General features: G+C 50.6%; 20 protein-coding genes. 13 read left to right on the top strand and 7 right to left on the bottom strand.

What is annotated here, in order from left to right; all coding sequences use genetic code 11:
- Positions 1 to 186 precede the first annotated feature (186 nt).
- Together manA and FEM44_RS22995 are read left to right on the top strand one after the other, a co-directional pair.
- Positions 187 to 1,362, top strand: a complete 1,176-nt coding sequence (manA, locus tag FEM44_RS22990; RefSeq protein ID WP_135522385.1) for a mannose-6-phosphate isomerase — start codon at positions 187 to 189, stop codon at positions 1,360 to 1,362.
- A gap of 100 nt (positions 1,363 to 1,462) precedes the next feature.
- Complete coding sequence (locus FEM44_RS22995; RefSeq protein WP_135522384.1) at positions 1,463 to 2,971, top strand: YdgA family protein; 1,509 nt, start codon at positions 1,463 to 1,465, stop codon at positions 2,969 to 2,971.
- Between the two features lie 225 nt (positions 2,972 to 3,196).
- On the opposite strand, the gene uidC is transcribed toward FEM44_RS22995, so the two are convergent.
- The 6 genes from uidC to malI form a co-directional block, all read right to left on the bottom strand.
- Positions 3,197 to 4,462, bottom strand: a complete 1,266-nt coding sequence (gene uidC / locus FEM44_RS23000) for a glucuronide uptake porin UidC (protein ID WP_138159204.1) — start codon at positions 4,460 to 4,462, stop codon at positions 3,197 to 3,199.
- A gap of 38 nt (positions 4,463 to 4,500) precedes the next feature.
- Positions 4,501 to 5,874: a glucuronide transporter gene (uidB, locus tag FEM44_RS23005; RefSeq protein ID WP_135522383.1), complete on the bottom strand. Its 1,374-nt coding sequence runs from the start codon at positions 5,872 to 5,874 to the stop codon at positions 4,501 to 4,503.
- Positions 5,871 to 7,682, bottom strand: a complete 1,812-nt coding sequence (gene uidA / locus FEM44_RS23010) for a beta-glucuronidase (protein WP_135522382.1) — start codon at positions 7,680 to 7,682, stop codon at positions 5,871 to 5,873. Before uidA ends, uidB begins: the two co-directional genes overlap by 4 nt.
- A 384-nt stretch (positions 7,683 to 8,066) precedes the next feature.
- Positions 8,067 to 8,654, bottom strand: coding sequence for a DNA-binding transcriptional regulator UidR (gene uidR, locus FEM44_RS23015; RefSeq protein ID WP_075332258.1), 588 nt, complete (start codon positions 8,652 to 8,654; stop codon positions 8,067 to 8,069).
- Positions 8,655 to 8,887: 233 nt separating this feature from the next.
- Positions 8,888 to 9,655 (bottom strand): 7-alpha-hydroxysteroid dehydrogenase, encoded by a 768-nt coding sequence (hdhA, locus tag FEM44_RS23020; protein WP_130219035.1) that lies wholly within the window; start codon positions 9,653 to 9,655, stop codon positions 8,888 to 8,890.
- 111 nt (positions 9,656 to 9,766) lie between these two features.
- On the bottom strand, positions 9,767 to 10,795 hold the full coding sequence (gene malI / locus FEM44_RS23025) for a mal regulon transcriptional regulator MalI (RefSeq protein ID WP_135522381.1): 1,029 nt from the start codon (positions 10,793 to 10,795) through the stop codon (positions 9,767 to 9,769).
- A 174-nt stretch (positions 10,796 to 10,969) separates the two neighbouring features.
- On the opposite strand from malI, the gene malX reads away from it, so the two are divergent.
- The 3 genes from malX (at position 10,970) to add (ending at position 14,849) form a co-directional block, all read left to right on the top strand.
- Positions 10,970 to 12,562 carry a PTS maltose transporter subunit IICB gene (malX, locus tag FEM44_RS23030; protein WP_130258952.1) on the top strand — a complete coding sequence of 531 codons (1,593 nt, stop codon included), beginning with the start codon at positions 10,970 to 10,972 and terminating at the stop codon, positions 12,560 to 12,562.
- Positions 12,563 to 12,571: 9 nt separating this feature from the next.
- Positions 12,572 to 13,744, top strand: a complete 1,173-nt coding sequence (malY, locus tag FEM44_RS23035; RefSeq protein WP_130258951.1) for a bifunctional maltose regulon transcriptional repressor/cystathionine beta-lyase MalY — start codon at positions 12,572 to 12,574, stop codon at positions 13,742 to 13,744.
- Between the two features lie 103 nt (positions 13,745 to 13,847).
- Entirely contained in the window at positions 13,848 to 14,849 is a 1,002-nt protein-coding gene (gene add / locus FEM44_RS23040) for an adenosine deaminase (RefSeq protein ID WP_135522380.1), read from the top strand.
- A 35-nt stretch (positions 14,850 to 14,884) separates the two neighbouring features.
- Here add and FEM44_RS23045 read toward each other — a convergent pair whose 3' ends face one another.
- Complete coding sequence (locus FEM44_RS23045) at positions 14,885 to 15,925, bottom strand: oxidoreductase (RefSeq protein ID WP_135522379.1); 1,041 nt, start codon at positions 15,923 to 15,925, stop codon at positions 14,885 to 14,887.
- A 242-nt stretch (positions 15,926 to 16,167) separates the two neighbouring features.
- On the opposite strand from FEM44_RS23045, the gene blr reads away from it, so the two are divergent.
- The 8 genes from blr to rsxG all read left to right on the top strand — a co-directional run bounded on the left by blr (position 16,168) and on the right by rsxG (position 22,538).
- Positions 16,168 to 16,293 (top strand): division septum protein Blr, encoded by a 126-nt coding sequence (gene blr / locus FEM44_RS23050; RefSeq protein ID WP_032147885.1) that lies wholly within the window; start codon positions 16,168 to 16,170, stop codon positions 16,291 to 16,293.
- 272 nt (positions 16,294 to 16,565) lie between these two features.
- The gene (gene ydgT, locus FEM44_RS23055; RefSeq protein ID WP_064530017.1) at positions 16,566 to 16,781 is read left to right on the top strand and encodes a transcription modulator YdgT; all 216 of its coding nucleotides are present in this window, start codon (positions 16,566 to 16,568) and stop codon (positions 16,779 to 16,781) included.
- An 86-nt stretch (positions 16,782 to 16,867) separates the two neighbouring features.
- Complete coding sequence (locus tag FEM44_RS23060; protein WP_130209359.1) at positions 16,868 to 17,308, top strand: DUF2569 domain-containing protein; 441 nt, start codon at positions 16,868 to 16,870, stop codon at positions 17,306 to 17,308.
- Between the two features lie 76 nt (positions 17,309 to 17,384).
- Positions 17,385 to 17,966 carry an electron transport complex subunit RsxA gene (gene rsxA, locus FEM44_RS23065; RefSeq protein WP_000133193.1) on the top strand — a complete coding sequence of 194 codons (582 nt, stop codon included), beginning with the start codon at positions 17,385 to 17,387 and terminating at the stop codon, positions 17,964 to 17,966.
- Positions 17,966 to 18,544: an electron transport complex subunit RsxB gene (gene rsxB, locus FEM44_RS23070; protein ID WP_130209361.1), complete on the top strand. Its 579-nt coding sequence runs from the start codon at positions 17,966 to 17,968 to the stop codon at positions 18,542 to 18,544. The genes rsxA and rsxB overlap by 1 nt, the downstream gene beginning before the upstream one ends.
- Complete coding sequence (gene rsxC, locus FEM44_RS23075; protein WP_138159206.1) at positions 18,537 to 20,855, top strand: electron transport complex subunit RsxC; 2,319 nt, start codon at positions 18,537 to 18,539, stop codon at positions 20,853 to 20,855. Before rsxB ends, rsxC begins: the two co-directional genes overlap by 8 nt.
- Positions 20,856 to 21,908: an electron transport complex subunit RsxD gene (gene rsxD, locus FEM44_RS23080; protein ID WP_138159208.1), complete on the top strand. Its 1,053-nt coding sequence runs from the start codon at positions 20,856 to 20,858 to the stop codon at positions 21,906 to 21,908.
- Between the two features lie 9 nt (positions 21,909 to 21,917).
- On the top strand, positions 21,918 to 22,538 hold the full coding sequence (gene rsxG / locus FEM44_RS23085) for an electron transport complex subunit RsxG (protein ID WP_135522377.1): 621 nt from the start codon (positions 21,918 to 21,920) through the stop codon (positions 22,536 to 22,538).
- Positions 22,539 to 22,541: the final 3 nt, after the last annotated feature.

Raw genomic sequence — 22,541 nt, forward strand, 5'->3', positions numbered from 1 at the left:
TACTGCCTGGTTTGGTTATGCTCTGGGCGGGTGTTCCATTGCCCTGTTAAAAGCGAGTAACAATATCCTACACACTTTTTTAACAAAAACTGAGACTAGTACGACTTTTTGCGGCTCCAGGTTACTTCCCGTAGGATTCTTGCTTTAATAGCGAGATTAATTTCCACATCTAAACAGGGATTGATCATGCAAAAACTCATTAACTCAGTGCAAAACTATGCCTGGGGCAGCAAAACGGCGTTGACTGAACTTTATGGCATGGAAAATCCGTCCAGCCAGCCGATGGCCGAGTTGTGGATGGGCGCGCATCCAAAGAGCAGTTCACGTGTGCAAGATGCCGCAGGAGATATCGTTTCACTGCGTGATGTGATTGAGAGTGATAAAGCGACTCTTTTGGGAGATGCCGTAGCCAAACGCTTTGGCGAGTTGCCTTTCCTGTTCAAAGTATTATGCGCAGCCCAGCCGCTCTCCATTCAGGTGCATCCGAACAAACGCAATTCTGAAATCGGTTTTGCCAAAGAAAATGCGGCCGGTATTCCGATGGATGCAGCCGAGCGTAACTATAAAGATCCTAACCACAAGCCGGAGCTGGTTTTTGCGCTGACACCATTCCTCGCAATGAACGCGTTTCGTGAGTTTTCCGACATTGTCTCCCTGCTTCAGCCAGTCGCTGGCGCACATCCGGCCATTGCTCACTTTTTGCAGCAGCCCAATGCCGAACGTTTAAGCGAACTGTTTGCCAGCCTGTTAAATATGCAGGGTGAAGAGAAATCCCGCGCGCTGGTGATTTTGAAATCGGCGCTCGACAGTCAGCAGGGCGAACCGTGGCAAACGATTCGTTTAATTTCTGAATTTTACCCGGATGACAGCGGTCTGTTCTCCCCGCTGTTGCTGAATGTCGTGAAATTGAATCCTGGCGAAGCGATGTTCCTGTTCGCTGAAACACCGCACGCTTACCTGCAAGGCGTGGCACTAGAAGTGATGGCGAACTCCGATAACGTGCTGCGTGCGGGTCTGACGCCTAAATACATTGATATTCCAGAGCTGGTTGCCAACGTGAAGTTTGAAGCCAAACCGGCCAACCAGTTGTTGACCCAGCCGGTGAAACAAGGCTCAGAGCTGGACTTCCCGATTCCGGTTGATGATTTTGCCTTCTCGCTGCATGACCTTAGCGATGAAGAAACCACCATCAGCCAGCAAAGTGCCGCGATTTTGTTCTGCGTCGAGGGTGATGCAACGTTGTGTAAAGGTTCTCAGCAGTTACAGCTTAAACCGGGTGAATCAGCGTTTATTGCCGCCAACGAGTCACCGGTGACGGTCAAAGGCCACGGCCGTTTAGCGCGGGTTTACAACAAGCTGTAATAGCTTACTGAAAAAATTAACATCTCTTGCTAAGCTTATTAAAGGCTTATAACACCTTCAGGCGGCCAGTCCGCCTGATTTTATTTTATGGATAATCATTATGAATAAATCGCTGGTAGCGGTAGGCGTCATTGTTGCGCTCGGCGTAGTCTGGACAGGCGGCGCATGGTACACAGGCAAGAAGATTGAAACCCATCTCGAAGACATGGTCGCGCAGGCGAACGCGCAACTCAAACTGACAGCTCCTGAATCCAACCTGGAAGTGAGTTATCAAAACTATCATCGCGGCGTATTCAGCAGCCAGTTGCAACTGGTGGTGAAACCCATTGCCGGGAAAGAAAATCCGTGGATTAAAAGCGGTCAGAGCGTCATCTTCAACGAATCGGTTGATCATGGTCCCTTCCCCCTTGCCCAGCTTAAAAAACTGAACCTGATTCCGTCGATGGCATCAATTCAAACCACGCTGGTCAATAACGAAGTAAGCAAACCACTGTTTGATATGGCAAAAGGTGAAACGCCTTTTGAGATTAACTCCCGCATTGGTTACAGCGGTGATTCCAGTTCCAATATTTCGCTCAAGCCACTGAATTACGAGCAAAAGGATGAAAAGGTCGCCTTTAGCGGCGGCGAGTTCCAGTTAAATGCTGACAGAGACGGCAAAGCCATCTCCCTGTCAGGGGAAGCACAAAGCGGTCGGGTGGACGCGGTTAATGAATATAACCAGAAAGTACAGTTGACCTTTAATAATCTGAAAACTGACGGTTCCAGCACGCTGGCAAGTTTTGGTGAGCGCGTAGGTAACCAAAAACTGTCGCTGGAAAAAATGACCATTTCAGTGGAAGGCAAAGAACTGGCACTGCTGGAAGGCATGGAGATCAGCGGTAAATCGGATCTGGTCAATGACGGTAAAACGATCAATAGCCAACTGGATTACTCGCTAAACAGCCTGAAGGTTCAGAATCAGGATCTGGGCAGTGGCAAGCTGACCTTAAAAGTCGGCCAGATCGACGGTGAAGCCTGGCATCAATTCAGCCAGCAATATAACGCGCAAACTCAGTCGCTGCTGGCACAGCCAGAGATTGCCAATAATCCCGAACTTTATCAGGAGAAAGTGACGGAAGCCTTCTTTAGCGCCCTGCCACTGATGTTGAAAGGCGATCCGGTGATAACTGTCGCTCCGTTAAGCTGGAAAAACAGTCAGGGTGAAAGTGCGCTGAATCTGTCGCTGTTCCTGAAAGATCCAGCAACGACTAAAGAAGCGCCGCAAACGCTGGCACAGGAAGTGGACCGCTCGGTCAAATCTCTGGAGGCGAAACTGACCATTCCGGTGGATATGGCAACTGAGCTGATGACTCAGGTAGCGAAGCTGGAGGGATATCAGGAAGATCAAGCGAAAAAACTGGCGAAACAGCAAGTTGAAGGTGCGTCAGCAATGGGGCAGATGTTCCGTCTGACCACCTTGCAGGACAACACCATCACCACCAGCCTGCAATATGCTAACGGTCAGATCACGTTAAATGGACAGAAAATGTCGTTAGAAGATTTTGTTGGCATGTTTGCGATGCCAGCTCTTAACGTTCCGGCTGTACCGGCAATTCCGCAGCAGTAATTCACAGCCAAAACGCCGGAGAATCTTCACTCCGGCGTATTCGTCTGATTACAAACCAGAGATTGCCTGATGCGCTACGCTTATCAGGCCTACCTTTTCCTGCAACATCCTGAATTTATGAGCTTTTGTAGGCTGGATAAGGCGTTTACGCCGCATCCGGCATAAAAAACGCGCACTTTGTCAACAATCTGAAACGCCGGAGAATTTTCACTCCGGCGTTTTTTCTCACTTCAGCATAAAGTCATACTGAATGCTCATTTTCACATCCCAGTAATTCAGGCGATCGCCCAACGCGCTGCCGTCACGCTTTTCCCGCCCTTTATCGGCGGCAAGAAAGAAATTCATCCCTTGTAGCGGCCCTTCACTAACCCGATAGTTCACGCCACCTAAGAGGCCCGCGCCTTCAATCCGCACGTCTCGTTTACTGGATTCATAGCCGCGGGTCACAATCGGTGCAAATGTCAGCGTAAATTGCGGGGTTAAACGATAATTGACGCCCAATTGCCAGGACTGCATTCCTTCGCGGTTACGATCAAGACTTAATGAAAAGGGATAGCCAATGTCGGTATCCACCACGGCACCATTCATTGCATGGCGCAAATAACCACCACTGCCAAATACGCTTCCCCACGGCGCGCTCCAGGTCAATTGTCCACTAACCAACGCCGTTTCATTGGGCTGGCTGGTATTACGACTTAGGCCTTCGAGTTGCGCATAAAAGCCGAGCAACTCCCCTTTCAACGTATAATTCGGGTCGAGCGGTATGCTTTTCTCGAGAATACTTTGTATCTGGTTGGAAACATCTTTCTGTACCGATGCTCCCAGAGAATAGCGACTGGTATCATCATGCCAACTGGCGGCTAAAAAAGAACGTGCGCGATGTTTATCGTATTTTCCCGTCTGGCTGTTATAAACCCCTTCATCACGAATACCGCTTGTTGAATCGGTCCATAAAAATACTCGTGAACGCCACATTCCCCACAATTCAATATTTGGCGTTAAAGCCCAATAACCTAATGCTCCTTCAGAAACAGTCGGTAATGTGCGTTGCGAACTGCCAGCAATTAACGGAATACGATAAGGTAAGCTGCCATAACTATAATCTGTTCCGAAGCGACCTAATTTAAGCAGGCTATTTTCACTGGGTTTTATTTTTACTGCCCCCAGGGCAAAGCCAAAACTTTTATCACCATCAAGATACCACCGGGTACTCATATCAGCACGAGCACCTAATTTATAAACATAATACGCGCCGCCTTCGACACCAATAATATTAGAATAATAGCCACTATTAAAATCGAGCAATCCTCCCTGAACCCATGCGTAAATGTCTCTTCCCGCGCCAGCACTAGGCTTGTCAGCCCTGCGTAATTCATTTTTCAGTCTGATGCGTAGTCCCGCTTCATCGTCAACCAGTTGTGCAGCGTAAGCGGTGGTAAGGCCAGAGGCAGCCGTCAGGGAAATAACGGCCATGGCCACTATTTTTCTCATAGTTGCACCTTTGATGTTCTGATTATTTTTATGGGATATTAATTAGTGATATCGCTGATTAATTGCTGCTGCATTTGTTTGCGATTATCAATTTCAACTACGATTTCTTTGAATTTTTTATCCGTGAGCGGATAAAACCAGATTATTATAAATGCCAGTAGCATAAACCCGCAGGGTACTAAGGCAATTGATGTGCGGATCCCCATAATAACTTCCGGTGTTTGCACCTGATTGGCAATATATCCGCTTAATCCCAAAATAAAGGCGGGAATTGACCCTCCTATTGCCTGGCCGCATTTGCGCGTAAATGAGAATAGCGAATAGGTAAGTCCTTCAATCCGCACACCGGTCAGGTATTCACCATATTCTACGGTATCGGCTTCCAGCGCCCACATCACCGTCATGGTAACGCCCTGACCAATTGAGGCAATGGCTAACGCAACCAGTGCCACCGGCAGAGACCAGACGGATACCCAGAAGAACAGCAGGTAACCACAAGTCCCCAGCAGCGCGCCAATCAGGAAGGTATTCTTTTTACCGATCCTGGCGACCATCCCCGGCACCATCGGTGCCGACGCCACTGTACCGACCAGGTTCTGTACCAGCACTAACACCGTGAACAATCCTGCATCATTCAGAACGTAGCGTACATAAAATAACGATGAGGCACTGACCGCGAAGGTCGAGATCAGCACACACAGCGCCCCAATGCACAGCATAAACAGCGGGCGATTTCGTTTCAGCGTTTGCAGACTGATCTTCAACGAAGGCTGCGCCACAATACGCACCACATTTTCACGCGTCGATTTGAAGCAGATGAAGTAAAGCAGCATTCCGGCAATCGCCAGCACAATCGTCCAGAAATGGTATACCGACACCATCTCCTCCGGGCTGGAGTTCTTAATGCTCGGTCCTATCAGAAATGCCAGGCAGACAAAGGTCAATGAAGCGGCAATCCCGCGAGCCGCGCCCAGACGGGCGCGGGATTGTGGTTGTTGGGTCATCGCGGTAGCAAGTGAACCATAAGGAATATTCACCAGGCTGTAGCAAAGCCCGAGGCCCATGTAGGTCAAATATGCATACACCACTTTGCTGCTATGGCTCCAGTCGGTAGGCACCCAGAATACCAGCACGCTGAAGATCATTAACGGCGCAGTACCGAAGAGTAAAAACGGGCGGAATTTTCCCCAGCGGGTATTCACACTGTCCACCACTCGTCCGGCGAGGACGTCGGCGAAGGCATCAAATACCCGCACCAGTAACAGCATGGTGCCCGCCGCAGCGGCACCGACGCCTGCGACGTCGGTGTAGTAACTCAACAAGAAGAGCGCCCCCATTGCGAAGGCGAAGTTATTGGCGACGTCACCGAGGCTGTAGCCGACGATGGTGCGCCAGGAGAGTTGTTGATTCATTGTTTGCCTCCCTGCTGCGGTTTTTCACCGAAATTCATGCCAGTCCAGCGTTTTTGCAGCAGGAAAGCCGCCGATTTCGGTTTGCGGTCGCGAGTGAAGATCCCTTTCTTGTTGCCACCAACGCGCATAATGCCCTGCGAGGTCGCAAAATCAGCGAAGTTCCATACCTGTTCACCGACGACGGCGCTGACGCGATCAAAGACGCGGTGATACATATCCAGCCAGGCGCACTGATACTCTTCACTCCACATGTCGGTGTACATCGAGTGCAGACCCGCTAACGTATCCACGCCGTATTCGGTGATGATAATCGGCTGATGCAGTTTCTCTTGCCAGGCCAGCAATTCTTTTTCCAGTACCTTCTCTGCCGTTTCCAAATCGCCGCTTTGGACATACCAACCGTAATAACGATTCAGGCACAGCACATCAAAGAGATCGCTGATGGTATCGGTGTGAGCGTCGCAGAACATTACATTGACGCAGGTGATCGGTCGCGTCGGGTCGAGTTTACGCGTTGCCTCCGCCAGTGGTGCGAAATATTCCCGTGCACCTTGTGGGCGAGTATCCGGTTCGTTGGCGATGCTCCACATCACCACGCTGGGGTGGTTTTTGTCACGCGCAATCAGCTCTTTAATCGCCTGTAAGTGCGCCTGCTGAGTTTCCCCGTTGACTGCCTCTTCGCTGTAGAGTTCTTTTGGCTTGTTACCCGCTTCAAATCCAATGCCTAAAGAGAGGTTAAAGCCGACGGCAGCAGTTTCATCAATCACCACAATGCCATTTTCATCAGCCCAGTCGAGCATCTCTTCAGCGTAAGGGTAATGCGAGGTACGGTAAGAGTTGGCCCCAATCCAGTCCATCAATGCGTGATCGTGCACCATCAGCACGTTATCGAATCCTTTGCCCCGCAAGTCCGCATCTTCATGACGACCAAAACCAGTGAAGTAGAACGGTTTGTGGTTGATCAGGAACTGTTCGCCCTTCACTGCCACTGACCGGATGCCGACGCGCAGCGGGTAGATATCACACTCTGTCTGGCTTTTGGCTGTGACGCACAGTTCATAGAGATAACCTTCACCCGGTTGCCAGAGGTGCGGATTCACCACTTGCAAAGTCCCGCTGTTGCCTTGTCCAGTCGCAACCACCTGTTGATCCGCATCACGCAGTTCAACGCTGACATCACCATTTGCCACCACCTGCCAGTCAATAGACGCGTGGTTACAGTCTTGCGCTACATGCGTCACCACTGTGATATCGCCCACCCAGGTGTTCGGTGTGCTGTAGAGCATTACGCTGCGATGGATCCCGGCGTAGTTAAAGAAATCATGGAAGTAAGACTGCTTTTTCTTGCCGTTTTCGTCGGTAATCACCATTCCCGGCGGGATAGTCTGCCAGTTCAGTTCGTTGTTCACACAAACGGTAATACGTACACTTTTCCCGGCAATAACATACGGCGTGACATCGGCTTCAAAGGGCGTATAGCCGCCCTGATGCTCCATCACTTCCTGATTATTTACCCACACTTTGCCGTAATGAGTGACCGCATCGAAACGCAGGACGATACGCTGGCCCGTCCAACCTTTAGGTATAAAGACTTCGCGTTGATACCAGACGTTGCCCACATAATTACGAATATCTGCATCGGCGAACTGATCGTTAAAACTGCCCGGCACAGCAATTGCCCGGCTTTCTTGTAACGCGCTTTCCCACCAACGCTGAGAGATTCCACAGTTATCCCGATCCAGGCTGAATGCCCACAGGCCGTCGAGTTTTTTGATTTCACGAGTTGGGGTTTCTACAGGACGTAACATAAGGGACTCCTCATTAAGATAAAAATACTGGTCAACCTTTAATCTGATTAGTTAACCAATTCTGTGTTGAACACAGTTATCTGTGAGAAACCCATGGAAGAGAAATGGAAATAAAAAGAACTGACACCGCGATCAAAAAACCAGAAACTGCAATACCCACAGCGTGATATGGATCGCATTAATCTTTAAAACAGCGTTGACAGAAGACATAAAATAAGCAATCGAGCGTTCGTTCGATTGCTTATAAAGCGATAAATTCCCATGAAATATGGTTTCGACGAATGTTTTAGTGGGATTTTTCGACCAGGGGAGAACGTTTTTTGTTCAGCAGTGTTGAGACATTGAACGCGGGCACTCTCTTCACCGGCCCGCGGAAAGTGAGGATCAGGATGCGGTCAAGATACCGCCAATCATCGCGCGCAGCCCCTGGGCAAATAACGCTTCTCGCGCCAGGTCTTCCGCTTCGATATCGGCCAGCACGCCATAGGTCAGATCCAGCAGTAAACGAGAGGTCATTGCCGTGTTAATGTCAGGGCTTATCTCGCCTTTTTGCTGGGCATCCCTCATGCGCTGGGCAATAAATTCCGTGATGGTCAGATGTTTATTCTTAAGCATGGTGGCAACCTGTGGATTGCGCATCCCTTCTGCCATAATTTCGACCACCAGCGCTCGTTGTCCAAAGGCTTCATGGGTGAGAGAGACTATCGACTCGACCATATAGTCAACGAAATGGATCCCTTCAATCGGTTCCCGGAAACGGGCCAACGCCCTCTCCTGGTCCTGGAGAATAATCGCCTGAATCAAGGCTTCTTTCGAAATGAAGTGGTGATAAAGCGTCCCGGGACTGATAGCGCAGGATTTACAGATGGCTTTCATTGAAGCACTGTGAAATCCATTTTCTGAAAAAATCTCTCTGGCAGCATTGAGGATCCGGGTCCGTGTCGGTTGTGCTTCAGTTTGCATGTTATCCATCGTTAAACCAATATAGTTAGCATGAATAACTAGTTTACCGCGTTGTCCGGTGAGCGCCTATCATTGCAGTTGAATTGTGCGAAGGTACACCCGTTTCGTTTACTATTTGCACGACAATTGGTCAACCAGCAAGCGGAATTTGGCTACCAGTTGTCTGGCAGAGGTTTTTCCCTACTCTACAAGCGGTGCCGGTAAACAACACTCACTCGGTTGTTTACCGGCCTGTTAGCGTATTAATTAAGTTCCTGTACCCCACCGCCGGAGACGGTGAGTATTTGCCCGCTTATCCAGCTGGCAGCTGGTGAACAGAGGAATAGCGCCGCGTTGGCAATATCTTGCGGTTGGCCCAGACGCCTGATTGGCGTGTGCTGCAACATTTTCTGTTCAATTTCTGGTGTAATAACGGATTTCAGGGCATCAGTTAATATTGCCCCAGGCGCGATGCCATTCACCCGAATATTTTTTTCCCCCAGGTCAAACGCCATATTCCTGACCAGATGGCTGGCCGCAGCTTTAGATGACGCATAGGAGGTCATGTTTTTATTTTTATTTTCTGCCGCCATAGATGTGATGGTCAAAATAACGCCTCCGCCATTTTTCTCCATTTCAGGCGCTATGAGTTGTGACAGATGAAAAAAAGAAAACACATTCAGTTCATATGCGCGGCGGAAATCCGCCATTGGCATATCAAACGGTTTAGGACCACCACCACCAGCATTGTTAACCAGAATATCAACTTTGCCCAGCTTACTGATGGCAAAGCCTGCCAGAGCAGATAACTCCTGTTCGGAAGTAATATCACAACGCCAGGCAAATGCCTGCCCACCCAGTTGTTGAATTTCATCTACAACATGATTAGCTGCATCGGCGTTAATATCACTGACCACCACAGATGCGCCAGCTGTCGCGAATGTAATGGCGATTTCTTTACCAATACCTGCACCCGCACCTGTGATGATGGCGCATTTTCCGTCGAGTCTCAGGTTGTCAGAATTAAACACATAAACCTCCTGTGAACTTCAGTAAAAATAAAAGGCACCGCCTGTGTGCCACATTTTTTATCATTAACTTTGAGTAAAGGACACTACCAGGTATAGCAGATAAAGAGAGGATTATTTCGCCACAATGAGCCGGGCAGGAATAATAAGATTGCGTGAATGCGTCTCTTCATGGGTGATTTTTTGCATCATGCGATCCGCAAGTGTCGTACCAAGTTCCCGCGCAGGCGTGCTGGCCCAGGTAACGGGTATATCATCAAGTACAGTTGGCGTCGCATCGGTAAATGCCGCCAGTGAAACCTGTTGTTCAAAGTAACGATCGACGCCACTTTCGCCACTTTGTCGTCCAGCTTTCAGCAAGCCAAACCATGCCCCCATTGCTATGGTTTCGTTGTAACAAACCACGGCGCTGATGGTCGGGTTATGGCGCAAAAGCGCCGTAATGGCTTCCGCAGCTTGCTTCTGACTCGAGGCACACTCCAGTACCCAATCACTGTGAAACGGCAGGCTGAATTTTAATAGTGTCGCGCAATAGCCACCCACTCGTTCCGCACGGGTTAAAGAGGAACTTTGCCCTCCCAGCCAGGCAATACGCTGGTGTCCATTGCGAATGAGATGCTCCGTCAATAACTGCGCTGCCTGCATGTTATCCGGGCGAACAGTATCAACATCATCAAGATAGCTGGCGCGGGAAGCGAAAATCACCGGGATACCTTTTTCTTCTGCCATGCGCCGCAGGTCATCACTGCTCCCTGCCGCACCGGCAATGACGACACCATCGACGCCCTGGTTCAGTAGCAGTGAAAAGCGCTGGGTCAGTTGCTCGCCGTCTTTACCGCCGTGGAGCAAAAAAACCATTCGCCCCTGCGCTTCCAGTGCCTCCGTCAGCCCGGCTGTTAATTCAGCGTAAAACGGCGCCGATAAGTCACGCACAATTAAGCCAACCACACCACTCTGCCCGCCGCGTAGTGCCGACGCCTGGCGATTGCGCACAAACCCCAGTTCTTCAATGGCGGCGTTAACACGTTCTCCTGTGGCGGTAGAGATTCGCCCTTTGCCACTAAGCACCAGCGAAACGGTACTGACCGACACGCCCGCAGCGAGCGCAACATCATGAATGGTGATTTTTTTGGCGGTAGCCATGCAGATGACCTACTCCCTGATTATGTGACAGATAAAACGTTTTACCTTTTATTTATCTTATACCCGCTATTATCGTTGCGTAATGTGATTTATGCCTCACTAAAATTTGATAAAACGTTTTATCTTCTCGCGCAATTTATTGAAACCAGATTGTTCTCTACGAGGAGTCGTTTTATGACGGCGAAAGCAGCACCGAAAGTCACGCTGTGGGAATTCTTCCAGCAGTTAGGCAAAACCTTTATGTTACCTGTCGCATTACTGTCGTTCTGCGGCATTATGTTGGGGATTGGCAGTTCCCTTAGTAGCCACGATGTCATCACACTGATCCCGGCATTGGGTAACCCTGTGCTGCAGGCCATCTTTACCTGGATGAGTAAGGTTGGTTCGTTCGCGTTTAGTTTCCTGCCAGTGATGTTCTGTATCGCCATCCCGCTGGGTCTGGCGCGCGAAAACAAAGGTGTCGCGGCGTTCGCTGGTTTTGTTGGTTACGCAGTGATGAACCTGGCGGTGAACTTCTGGTTGACCAATAAAGGCATTCTGCCGACCACCGATGCTGCCGTGCTGAAAGCCAATAACATTCAAAGCATTCTTGGGATCCAGTCGATCGACACCGGGATCCTCGGTGCGGTGATCGCCGGTATTATCGTCTGGATGCTACATGAACGTTTCCATAATATCCGCCTGCCAGATGCGCTGGCGTTTTTCGGCGGTACGCGCTTCGTACCAATAATCTCCTCGCTGGTGATGGGCCTTGTCGGTCTGGTGATTCCATTGGTCTGGCCGATCTTCGCTATGGGCATTAGTGGATTAGGCCATATGATTAACAGCGCGGGTGATTTCGGACCTATGCTGTTTGGCACGGGTGAGCGTCTGCTGTTACCATTTGGTCTGCATCACATTCTGGTGGCATTAATTCGCTTTACCGACGCAGGTGGCACGCAGGAAGTCTGCGGTCAAACCGTCAGCGGCGCACTAACCATCTTCCAGGCGCAATTGAGTTGCCCGACCACTCACGGTTTCTCTGAAAGCGCCACGCGTTTCCTCTCGCAGGGCAAAATGCCTGCATTCCTCGGCGGTCTGCCAGGTGCAGCGTTAGCTATGTATCACTGTGCGCGCCCGGAAAATCGCCATAAAATTAAAGGCCTGCTGATTTCTGGCCTGATCGCCTGTGTCGTTGGCGGCACTACCGAACCGCTGGAATTCCTGTTCCTGTTCGTAGCGCCAGTTCTGTACGTCATCCACGCGCTATTAACCGGCCTCGGCTTCACCGTCATGTCTGTGCTCGGTGTCACCATCGGTAATACCGACGGCAATATCATCGACTTTGTGGTGTTCGGTATTCTGCATGGCCTGTCAACCAAGTGGTACATGGTGCCAGTGGTGGCGGCAATCTGGTTTGTTGTTTACTACGTCATCTTCCGTTTCGCTATCACCCGCTTCAATTTGAAAACCCCTGGCCGCGATAGCGAAATTGCCAGCTCAATCGAAAAAGCCGTTGCCGGTACGCCGGGTAAATCAGGTTACAACGTTCCGGCAATCCTCGAAGCCTTAGGCGGTGCCGACAATATTGTCAGCCTCGATAACTGCATTACTCGTCTGCGTTTGTCAGTGAAAGATATGTCCCTTGTTAATGTGCAGGCACTGAAGGACAATCGGGCAATTGGCGTAGTACAACTTAATCAACATAACCTGCAGGTTGTTATCGGGCCGCAAGTTCAGTCAGTCAAAGATGAAATGGCCGGTCTGATGCGTACTGTTCAGGCATAAGGATAAGATATGTTCGATTTTTCGAAGGTCGTGGATCGTCATGGCACATGGTGCACACAGTGGGATTATGTCGCTGACCGTTTCGGCACTGCTGACCTGTTACCGTTCACGATTTCAGACATGGATTTTGCCACGGCTCCCTGCATTATCGAGGCGCTGAACCAGCGCCTGATGCACGGCGTGTTTGGATACAGTCGCTGGAAAAACGATGAATTTCTCGCGGCTATCGCCCACTGGTTTTCCACACAGCATTACACCGCCATTGAAACGCAGTCGGTGGTATATGGCCCTTCCGTTATCTATATGGTGTCGGAACTGATTCGTCAGTGGTCCGCTGTCGGTGAAGGTGTGGTGATCCATACCCCGGCCTACGACGCATTTTACAAAGCCATCGAAGGTAATCAGCGCACCGTGATGCCCGTTGCTTTAGAGAAGCGGGTTGATGGCTGGTTTTGTGATATGGGCAAACTGGAAGCCGTGTTGGCGAAACCGGAGTGTAAAATTATGCTCCTGTGTAGCCCTCAGAATCCTACCGGTAAAGTCTGGACTTGCGATGAACTGGAAACAATGGCTGACCTGTGCGAACGCTATGGTGTGCGCGTTATCTCCGATGAAATCCATATGGATATGGTATGGGGAGAGCAACCGCATATTCCCTGGAGCAATGTAGCTCGCGGCGACTGGGCGCTACTGACTTCTGGTTCGAAAAGTTTCAATATTCCGGCTCTGACCGGGGCTTACGGGATTATTGAAAATAACGACAGCCGTGAAGCGTATTTATCGGCCCTGAAAAGCCGTGATGGGCTTTCCTCCCCTGCGGTACTGGCGTTAACCGCCCATATCGCCGCCTATCAGCAAGGCGCGCCATGGCTTGATGCCTTACGCGTCTATCTGAAAGATAACCTGACGTATATCGCAGAGACGATGAACGCCGCGTTCCCTGAACTCAACTGGCAGATTCCCCAATCCACTTATCTCGCATGGCTTGATTTACGTCCGTTGAACATTGATGACAACGCGTTGCAAAAAGCCCTGATTGAACAAGAAAAAGTCGCAATTATGCCGGGATATACCTACGGTGAAGAAGGCCGTGGCTTTGTTCGGCTCAATGCCGGATGCCCACGTTCTAAACTGGAAAAAGGTGTCGCTGGATTAATTAACGCCATCCGAGCTGTACGCTAATTGTGATTGCGCAACGCAAATAATCGTTGCGCAATCGTAGATTTTTACCCTGCTTTGTTTTTATAATGGTGCGCACTTTTATATCCAGAAAAAGAGTGCGACCATGATTGATACCACCCTGCCATTAACTGATATCCATCGCCACCTTGATGGCAACATTCGTCCCCAGACCATCCTTGAACTTGGCCGCCAGTATAATATCTCGCTACCTGCACAATCCCTGGAAACGCTAATTCCACACGTTCAGGTCATTGCTAACGAACCCGATCTGGTGAGTTTTCTGACTAAACTTGACTGGGGCGTTAAAGTTCTCGCCTCGCTCGACGCATGCCGTCGCGTGGCGTTTGAAAATATTGAAGATGCTGCCCGAAACGGTCTGCACTATGTCGAACTGCGTTTTTCGCCAGGTTATATGGCAATGACGCATCAGTTGCCTGTTGCGGGCGTTGTCGAAGCCGTTATTGACGGCGTACGTGAAGGTTGCCGCACCTTTGGTGTGCAGGCGAAACTTATCGGCATTATGAGCCGGACCTTTGGTGAAGCAGCCTGCCAGCAAGAGCTGGAGGCATTTTTGGCCCACCGTGATCAGATTACCGCACTGGATTTAGCCGGTGATGAACTTGGTTTTCCGGGGAGTTTGTTCCTCTCTCACTTCAACCACGCGCGTGATGCAGGCTGGCATATTACCGTCCATGCAGGCGAAGCTGCCGGGGCAGAAAGTATCTGGCAAGCCATTCGTGAGCTGGGAGCTGAACGCATTGGGCATGGCGTAAAAGCCATTGAAGATCGGGCGCTGATGGATTTCCTCGCCGAGCAACAAATTGGCATAGAATCCTGCCTGACCTCCAATATTCAGACCAGTACCGTGGCATCTCTGGCGGCACATCCGCTGAAAACGTTCCTTGAACATGGTATCTGCGCCAGTATTAACACCGATGACCCGGGTGTTCAGGGCGTCGATATCATTCACGAATATACCGTTGCCGCGCCCGCTGCTGGTTTATCTCGCGAGCAAATCCGCCAGGCGCAGATTAATGGTCTGGAAATGGCTTTCCTCAGCGCAGAGGAAAAACGCGCACTGCGAGAAAAAGTCGCAGCGAAGTAACAAAAATGGATGGTGCTAATTGCACCATCCCCTTTTCAAGCAAGGCACAAAGTCGAGCGATGTTTGGCGGATTCGATACCCAGCTCAATCAACTCCATTACCTGAATGGCCTGACTTGCTGGCACCGGGTTTTCACCGTCGCCATTCAACGCATCACGAACGGCAGCATAGTAAGCCGGATAATTCCCCGGCACGGTCAACAGCGTTTCTTCAACACGTTCCTCGCCTTCAACGCGGGTTAGTACACCGTCACGCATATCGTAGCCCCAGTCTTCCTGCGGCAGACGCTCACCATTTTTCAACCGCTCTTCCTGCGGATCGAGGCCGTATTTAACATAGCTGCCACGGGAACCATGCACGATATAACGTGCTGACTCAGCTGCTGCCAACATGGTGCCATGTAAAATGACCCGCCGCTGTGGGTAGGACAAAATGGCGTGGAAATAATCAGTCGACTGCGCCCCCGGGCGCAACTGTGCTAAATCCACCGTCATACTGACGGGTAAGCCAAAAAGCGTAATAGCTTGATCGAGCAAATGCGGTGCCAAATCGTACCAGATACCGCTGCCAGGGCCGCCCTGTTCACGCCAGCGATCGCGCACCTGCGGCCGGAAGCGGTCAAAATGAGACTCAAAGTACGCAACTTCACCCAGCGAGCCTTCCGCGAGCAAACCTTTTAGTGTCAAAAAATCACTATCCCAGCGACGATTATGAAACACCGACAATACGCGACCCAGACTTTTTGCCAACGCATCCAGTTCTCGAGCTTGTGACAGTGTCACGGTAAAAGGCTTGTCGACGACCACATGTTTACCCGCTTCAAGCGCCGCTTTGGCTAACGGGAAATGGGTATCATTTGGTGTGGGAATGACAATCAAGTCTATGTTGGGATCATTAAAAAGATGCTTTGGTTCAGAGACAACCGTCACTGTTGGCCAGTCGGCTTTTACTTTTGTTTCGTCACTGCTGGAAATTACTGCCAGTTCTAGTCCGGGCGTGCCCGCTATCAGGGGCGCATGGAAGGTTTTGCTCGCATAACCATACCCAATCAACCCAACACGGATGTTGTCGCTCATGTCATTGCCTCTCAGAGAAGTACAATCGCTATTTGACACTATCCTTTACCCTCTCTCAACAGTTTAATAACCTGTCCGCAATAAGGGATGTTATTTAACTTAAGTCAAAGAAATGGCGAATTTTCTAATGATAAAAGCTAAATATCGCAAAAACCTCAGCAAAAATCTTGCTGGGGCAATTATTGCTAAGTAACATTTACCCCCTGAAGTTAATGGATCACTCAACATAGATGTGGGCAGTAATGAATCGTCTTATTGAATTAACAGGTTGGATCGTTCTTGTCGTTTCTGTCATTCTCCTTGGCGTGGCGAGTCACATTGACAACTACCAGCCGCCAGAACAGAGTACACCAGTACAACATAAGTAATACCTGCACTTGCAGACCAGCATGCAGCCCGTCCGGATGCATGTTTTAACTTGTCGGGTATTAAACCAGGAATTTATTATCTTGTGGTGTGTTGTCGGCGATTGGCAGGGATAGTAAAGCGCGTTACTCTTTTCATGACAGTATTTCATCCCTGAATATTTACCATCAGCACATTCTTATTATTGTTATTACATAAGCGTTCACTTTTGGTGAAGTTTTATCATTACATATAATACCTACCACTTTGGTATTAATTATTTTATGGGCCTTTTATGACTGTTCAGGACTACTTATTAAAATTTCGCAAAATCAGTTCACTCGAAAGCCTGGAAAAACTCTACGATCATCTTAATTACACACTGACGGACGATCAGGACCTTATCAACATGTATCGCGCCGCCGATCACCGCCGCGCAGAGCTGGTGTCTGGCGGGCGTTTGTTTGACCTAGGCCAGGTGCCGAAGTCCGTCTGGCATTATGTCCAATAAAGAAAGTAGCGATTGATAATAAAAACCTTATAATAACGCCCCTAAAATTAGATTTGCCTGTTTGCTGTCGCTATTCTGGAGAACCTATGACCACCACAACGCCACAACGTATTGGAGGCTGGTTGCTTGGCCCTTTGGCCTGGCTGTTAGTCGCTCTATTGAGTACGACGCTGACGCTGTTACTGTATACCGCAGCGTTATCTTCTCCTCAAACATATAAAACGATCGGCGAACAAGCACTGACAACGCAAATCTTATGGGGCGTTTCTTTTATTACCGCCATCGCCATGTGGTATTACACTTTGTGGTTGACCATCGCTTTCTTTAAACGTCGGCGTTGTGTTCCTAAACACTATATTATCTGGCTACTGATCTCCGTATTACTGGCTGTTAAAACCTTCGCTTTTTCGCCAGTTGCAGATGGCGTAGCCGTGCGCCAGTTGTTGTTCACTTTGCTGGCAACCGCATTGATAGTCCCCTATTTCAAACGCTCGTTGCGGGTCAAAGCGACGTTTGTGAATCCGTAATAACCTTACAGTTAACCTGTTGTCGCCTGCTCTGGATTAACGGATAATAGGCGGCTTTTTTATTTCAGGCCGAAAAATGACTGACTATCTGTTACTGTTTGTCGGAACTGTACTGGTCAATAACTTTGTACTGGTTAAGTTTCTGGGCCTCTGTCCGTTTATGGGCGTTTCCAAAAAGCTGGAAACTGCAATGGGGATGGGGCTGGCAACAACATTTGTGATGACGCTGGCGTCAATTTGCGCCTGGCTTATCGACACGTGGATCTTGATTCCACTCAATCTGATTTACCTGCGCACGCTAGCGTTTATTTTAGTGATCGCTGTTGTCGTGCAGTTCACCGAGATGGTCGTGCGTAAAACCAGCCCGGTGCTTTATCGTCTGCTGGGGATTTTTCTGCCGCTTATTACCACCAACTGTGCGGTGCTTGGTGTCGCGTTGCTGAATATTAATCTCGGTCATAATTTCTTGCAGTCGGCGCTGTACGGTTTTTCAGCAGCTGTCGGCTTCTCGTTGGTGATGGTGCTTTTCGCAGCCATCCGCGAGCGCCTGGCTGTGGCTGATGTCCCGGCACCTTTTCGTGGTAATGCCATTGCGCTGATTACCGCAGGTCTTATGTCTCTGGCCTTTATGGGCTTTAGTGGTTTGGTGAAGTTGTAATGAATGCTATCTGGATTGCCGTTGCCGCCATAAGCCTGCTGGGCCTGGCGTTTGGCGCCATTCTGGGTTATGCCTCCCGCCGTTTTGCGGTGGAAGACGATCCGGTCGTTGAGAAAATTGACGAAATTTTACCGCAGAGCCAGTGTGGTCAATGCGGTTATCCTGGCTGTCGCCCGTATGCGGAGGCTATCAGTTGCAACGGTGAAAAAATCAACCGCTGCGCCCCTGGTGGCGAAGCTGTAATGCTGAAAATTGCCGAGTTGCTCAACGTCGAACCACAGCCGCTGGATGGCGAAGCGCAGGAGTTGACGCCTGCGCGTATGGTAGCGGTTATCGATGAAAATAACTGTATTGGCTGCACTAAGTGTATTCAGGCGTGTCCGGTGGACGCCATTGTCGGCGCTACCCGAGCAATGCATACCGTCATGAGCGATCTGTGCACAGGTTGTAATCTGTGTGTAGACCCATGCCCAACGCATTGCATCTCCTTACAACCGGTTGCAGAAACGCCAGACAGCTGGAAATGGGATCTGAACACCATTCCCGTGCGCATCATTCCCGTGGAACACCATGCTTAAGTTATTCTCTGCTTTCAAAAAAAATAAAATCTGGGACTTCGATGGCGGCATTCATCCACCGGAGATGAAAACTCAGTCCAACGGTACTCCCCTGCGCCAGGTTCCGCTGGCGCAGCGATTTGTTATTCCACTGAAACAGCATATTGGTGCTGAAGGCGAGCTGTGCGTTAACGTTGGTGATAAGGTACTGCGCGGACAGCCACTCACCCGTGGACGCGGCAAAATGCTACCGGTTCACGCACCAACGTCTGGCACCGTTACGGCTATTGCGCCCCACTCTACTGCCCATCCATCAGCATTGGCTGAATTAAGCGTGATTATTGACGCCGATGGGGAAGATTGCTGGATCCCACGTGACGGTTGGACCGATTACCGCTCACGCACTCGGGAAGAATTAATCGAACGCATTCATCAATTTGGCGTCGCCGGACTGGGTGGTGCTGGCTTCCCTACTGGCGTTAAATTGCAGGGCGGCGGCGATAAAATCGAAACGTTGATCATTAATGCCGCAGAATGCGAGCCGTATATTACCGCCGATGACCGCCTGATGCAGGATTGCGCCGCCCAGGTCGTAGAAGGTATTCGCATTCTTGGGCATATTCTACAGCCACGCGAAATTCTGATCGGCATTGAAGATAACAAACCGCAGGCAATTTCCATGCTTCGTGCGGTGTTGGCGGATTCTCACGATATTTCTCTGCGAGTTATTCCGACCAAATATCCCTCTGGCGGCGCCAAACAGTTAACCTACATCCTGACGGGAAAGCAGGTTCCACACGGCGGTCGTTCATCAGATATCGGCGTGTTAATGCAAAACGTCGGCACGGCTTACGCTGTGAAACGAGCCGTTATTGATGGCGAGCCGATTACCGAGCGTGTCGTGACGCTGACTGGCGAAGCAATTGCACGCCCCGGCAACGTCTGGGCACGACTGGGTACGCCGGTCCGTCATTTATTGGACGATGCAGGATTCTGCCCTTCTGCCGATCAAATGGTGATTATGGGTGGCCCGCTAATGGGCTTTACCTTGCCGTGGCTGGATGTTCCGGTCGTAAAAATAACCAACTGTTTACTGGCACCATCTGCCAATGAACTTGGCGAACCACAGGAAGAACAAAGCTGCATCCGTTGTAGCGCCTGTGCTGATGCCTGCCCTGCAGATCTCCTGCCGCAACAGTTGTACTGGTTCAGCAAAGGCCAGCAGCACGATAAAGCCACTACACATAACATTGCCGATTGTATTGAATGCGGGGCCTGTGCGTGGGTTTGCCCAAGCAATATCCCTCTTGTGCAATATTTCCGTCAGGAAAAAGCCGAGATTGCCGCCATTCGTCAGGAAGAAAAACGCGCAGCCGAAGCAAAAGCACGCTTTGAAGCTCGTCAGGCACGTCTGGAACGTGAAAAAGCCGCTCGTCTTGAACGACACAAGAACGCGGCGGTTCAACCAGCGGCCAAAGACAAAGATGCGATTGCTGCCGCACTGGCTCGCGTAAAAGAAAAACAGGCCCAGGCCACACAACCTATTGTGATCAAAACTGGCGAACGCCCGGATAACAGCGCGATTATTGCGGCACGGGAAGCGCGTAAAGCGCAAGCCAGAGCGAAACAGGCTGAATTGCAACAGACTAACGAAGCCGCAACCGTTGCCGATCCGCGTAAAGCGGCAGTGGAAGCCGCAATTGCTCGCGCCAAAGCACGCAAGCAGGAGCAACAGCCTGCTAACGAAGAGCCGCAGGAACAGGTTGATCCGCGTAAAGCTGCCGTCGAAGCCGCTATCGCCCGTGCTAAAGCGCGCAAGCTGGAACAGCAGCCAGCTAACGAAGAACCGCAGGAACAGGTTGACCCGCATAAAGCTGCCGTCGAAGCCGCTATCGCCCGTGCTAAAGCGCGCAAGCTGGAACAGCAGCCAGCTAACGAAGAACCGCAGGAACAGGTTGACCCGCGTAAAGCTGCCGTCGAAGCCGCTATCGCCCGTGCTAAAGCGCGCAAGCTGGAACAGCAGCCAGCTAACGAAGAACCGCAGGAACAGGTTGACCCGCGTAAAGCTGCCGTCGAAGCCGCTATCGCCCGTGCTAAAGCGCGCAAGCAGGGACAGCAGCAGGCCAACGTAGAGCCAGAAGAACAGATTGACCCGCGTAAAGCTGCCGTTGAAGCCGCTATCGCCCGTGCTAAAGCGCGCAAGCTGGAGCAGCAGCAGGCCAACGTAGAGCAGGAAGAACAGGTTGATCCCCGCAAAGCTGCAGTTGCCGCGGCTATCGCCCGGGTTCAGGCAAAAAAAGCCGCTCAGCAAAAGGTTGTAAACGAGGACTAAATGGTATTCAGAATAGCTAGCTCCCCTTATACCCATAACCAGCGCCAGACATCGCGCATCATGCTGCTGGTGCTGGTCGCAACCGTCCCAGGTATCGCTGCGCAACTGTGGTTTTTTGGCTGGGGTACTCTCGTTCAAATCCTGTTGGCCTCGGTCAGTGCACTCTTAGCCGAAGCCCTCGTACTCAAACTGCGCAAGCAATCTGTAACTGCAACCTTAAAAGATAACTCAGCATTGCTAACGGGCTTATTACTGGCGGTAAGTATTCCGCCTCTTGCGCCGTGGTGGATGGTGGTACTCGGCACTGTGTTTGCCGTAATCATCGCTAAACAGTTGTATGGCGGTCTGGGGCAAAATCCGTTTAACCCGGCAATGATTGGTTATGTGGTATTACTGATCTCCTTCCCGGTACAGATGACCAGCTGGTTGCCGCCGCATGAGATTGCGGTCAACATCCCTGGATTCATTGACGCTGTACAGATTATCTTCAGCGGTCATACCGCCAGTGGTGGTGATATGAACACACTTCGCTTAGGTATCGATGGCATTAGCCAGGCGACACCGCTGGATACGTTCAAAACATCTGTACGCGCCGGTCATTCGGTTGAACAGATTATGCAGTATCCAATCTACAGCGGTGTTCTCGCGGGCGCTGGCTGGCAATGGGTAAACCTCGCCTGGCTGGTTGGTGGCGTGTGGCTGCTATGGCAGAAAGCGATTCGTTGGCATATTCCCGTCAGTTTCTTAGTGACACTGGCCCTGTGCGCAACGCTGGGTTGGTTGTTCGCCCCCGAAACACTAGCTTCACCGCAGATTCATTTGCTGTCTGGCGCGACCATGCTCGGTGCATTCTTTATTCTGACCGATCCAGTAACCGCGTCTACCACCAATCGTGGTCGTCTGATTTTCGGTGCGCTGGCGGGATTATTAGTCTGGCTGATCCGCAGTTTTGGTGGCTATCCTGACGGCGTTGCCTTTGCTGTCCTGCTGGCGAACATCACGGTTCCTCTGATCGATTACTACACGCGTCCACGCGTATACGGCCATCGCTAAGGATAAACCATGCTGAAGACTATCCGAAAACACGGTATTACGCTGGCGCTGTTCGCCGCAGGGTCAACAGGTTTAACGGCTGCCATCAACCAGATGACCAAAGCCACGATCGCTGAACAGGCTAGCCTGCAACAAAAAGCGTTATTTGATCAGGTGTTACCAGCCGATCGCTATAACAACGAGCTGGCCCAAAGTTGCTATATAGTGACTGCGCCAGCGTTAGGAAAAGGTGAACATCGGATTTACATCGCAAAACAGGATGATAAACCGGTAGCTGCCGTTCTGGAGGCCACCGCGCCGGATGGTTATTCCGGTGCGATTCAGTTGTTGGTTGGGGCCGATTTTAACGGCACGGTACTTGGCACCCGCGTGACAGAACATCACGAAACGCCGGGACTTGGCGACAAAATCGAACTGCGCCTTTCTGACTGGATCACCCATTTTGCGGGTAAACAAATCAGCGGCGCGGATGACGCTCACTGGGCGGTGAAGAAAGATGGTGGTGATTTCGACCAGTTCACCGGGGCGACCATTACGCCTCGCGCGGTGGTGAATGCGGTAAAACGCGCCGGATTGTATGCCCAAACGTTGCCAGCACAACTTTCTCAACTTCCGGCCTGTGGAGAATAAACC

The sequence above is a fragment of the Escherichia sp. E4742 genome, assembly GCF_005843885.1.
GTDB lineage: Bacteria > Pseudomonadota > Gammaproteobacteria > Enterobacterales > Enterobacteriaceae > Escherichia.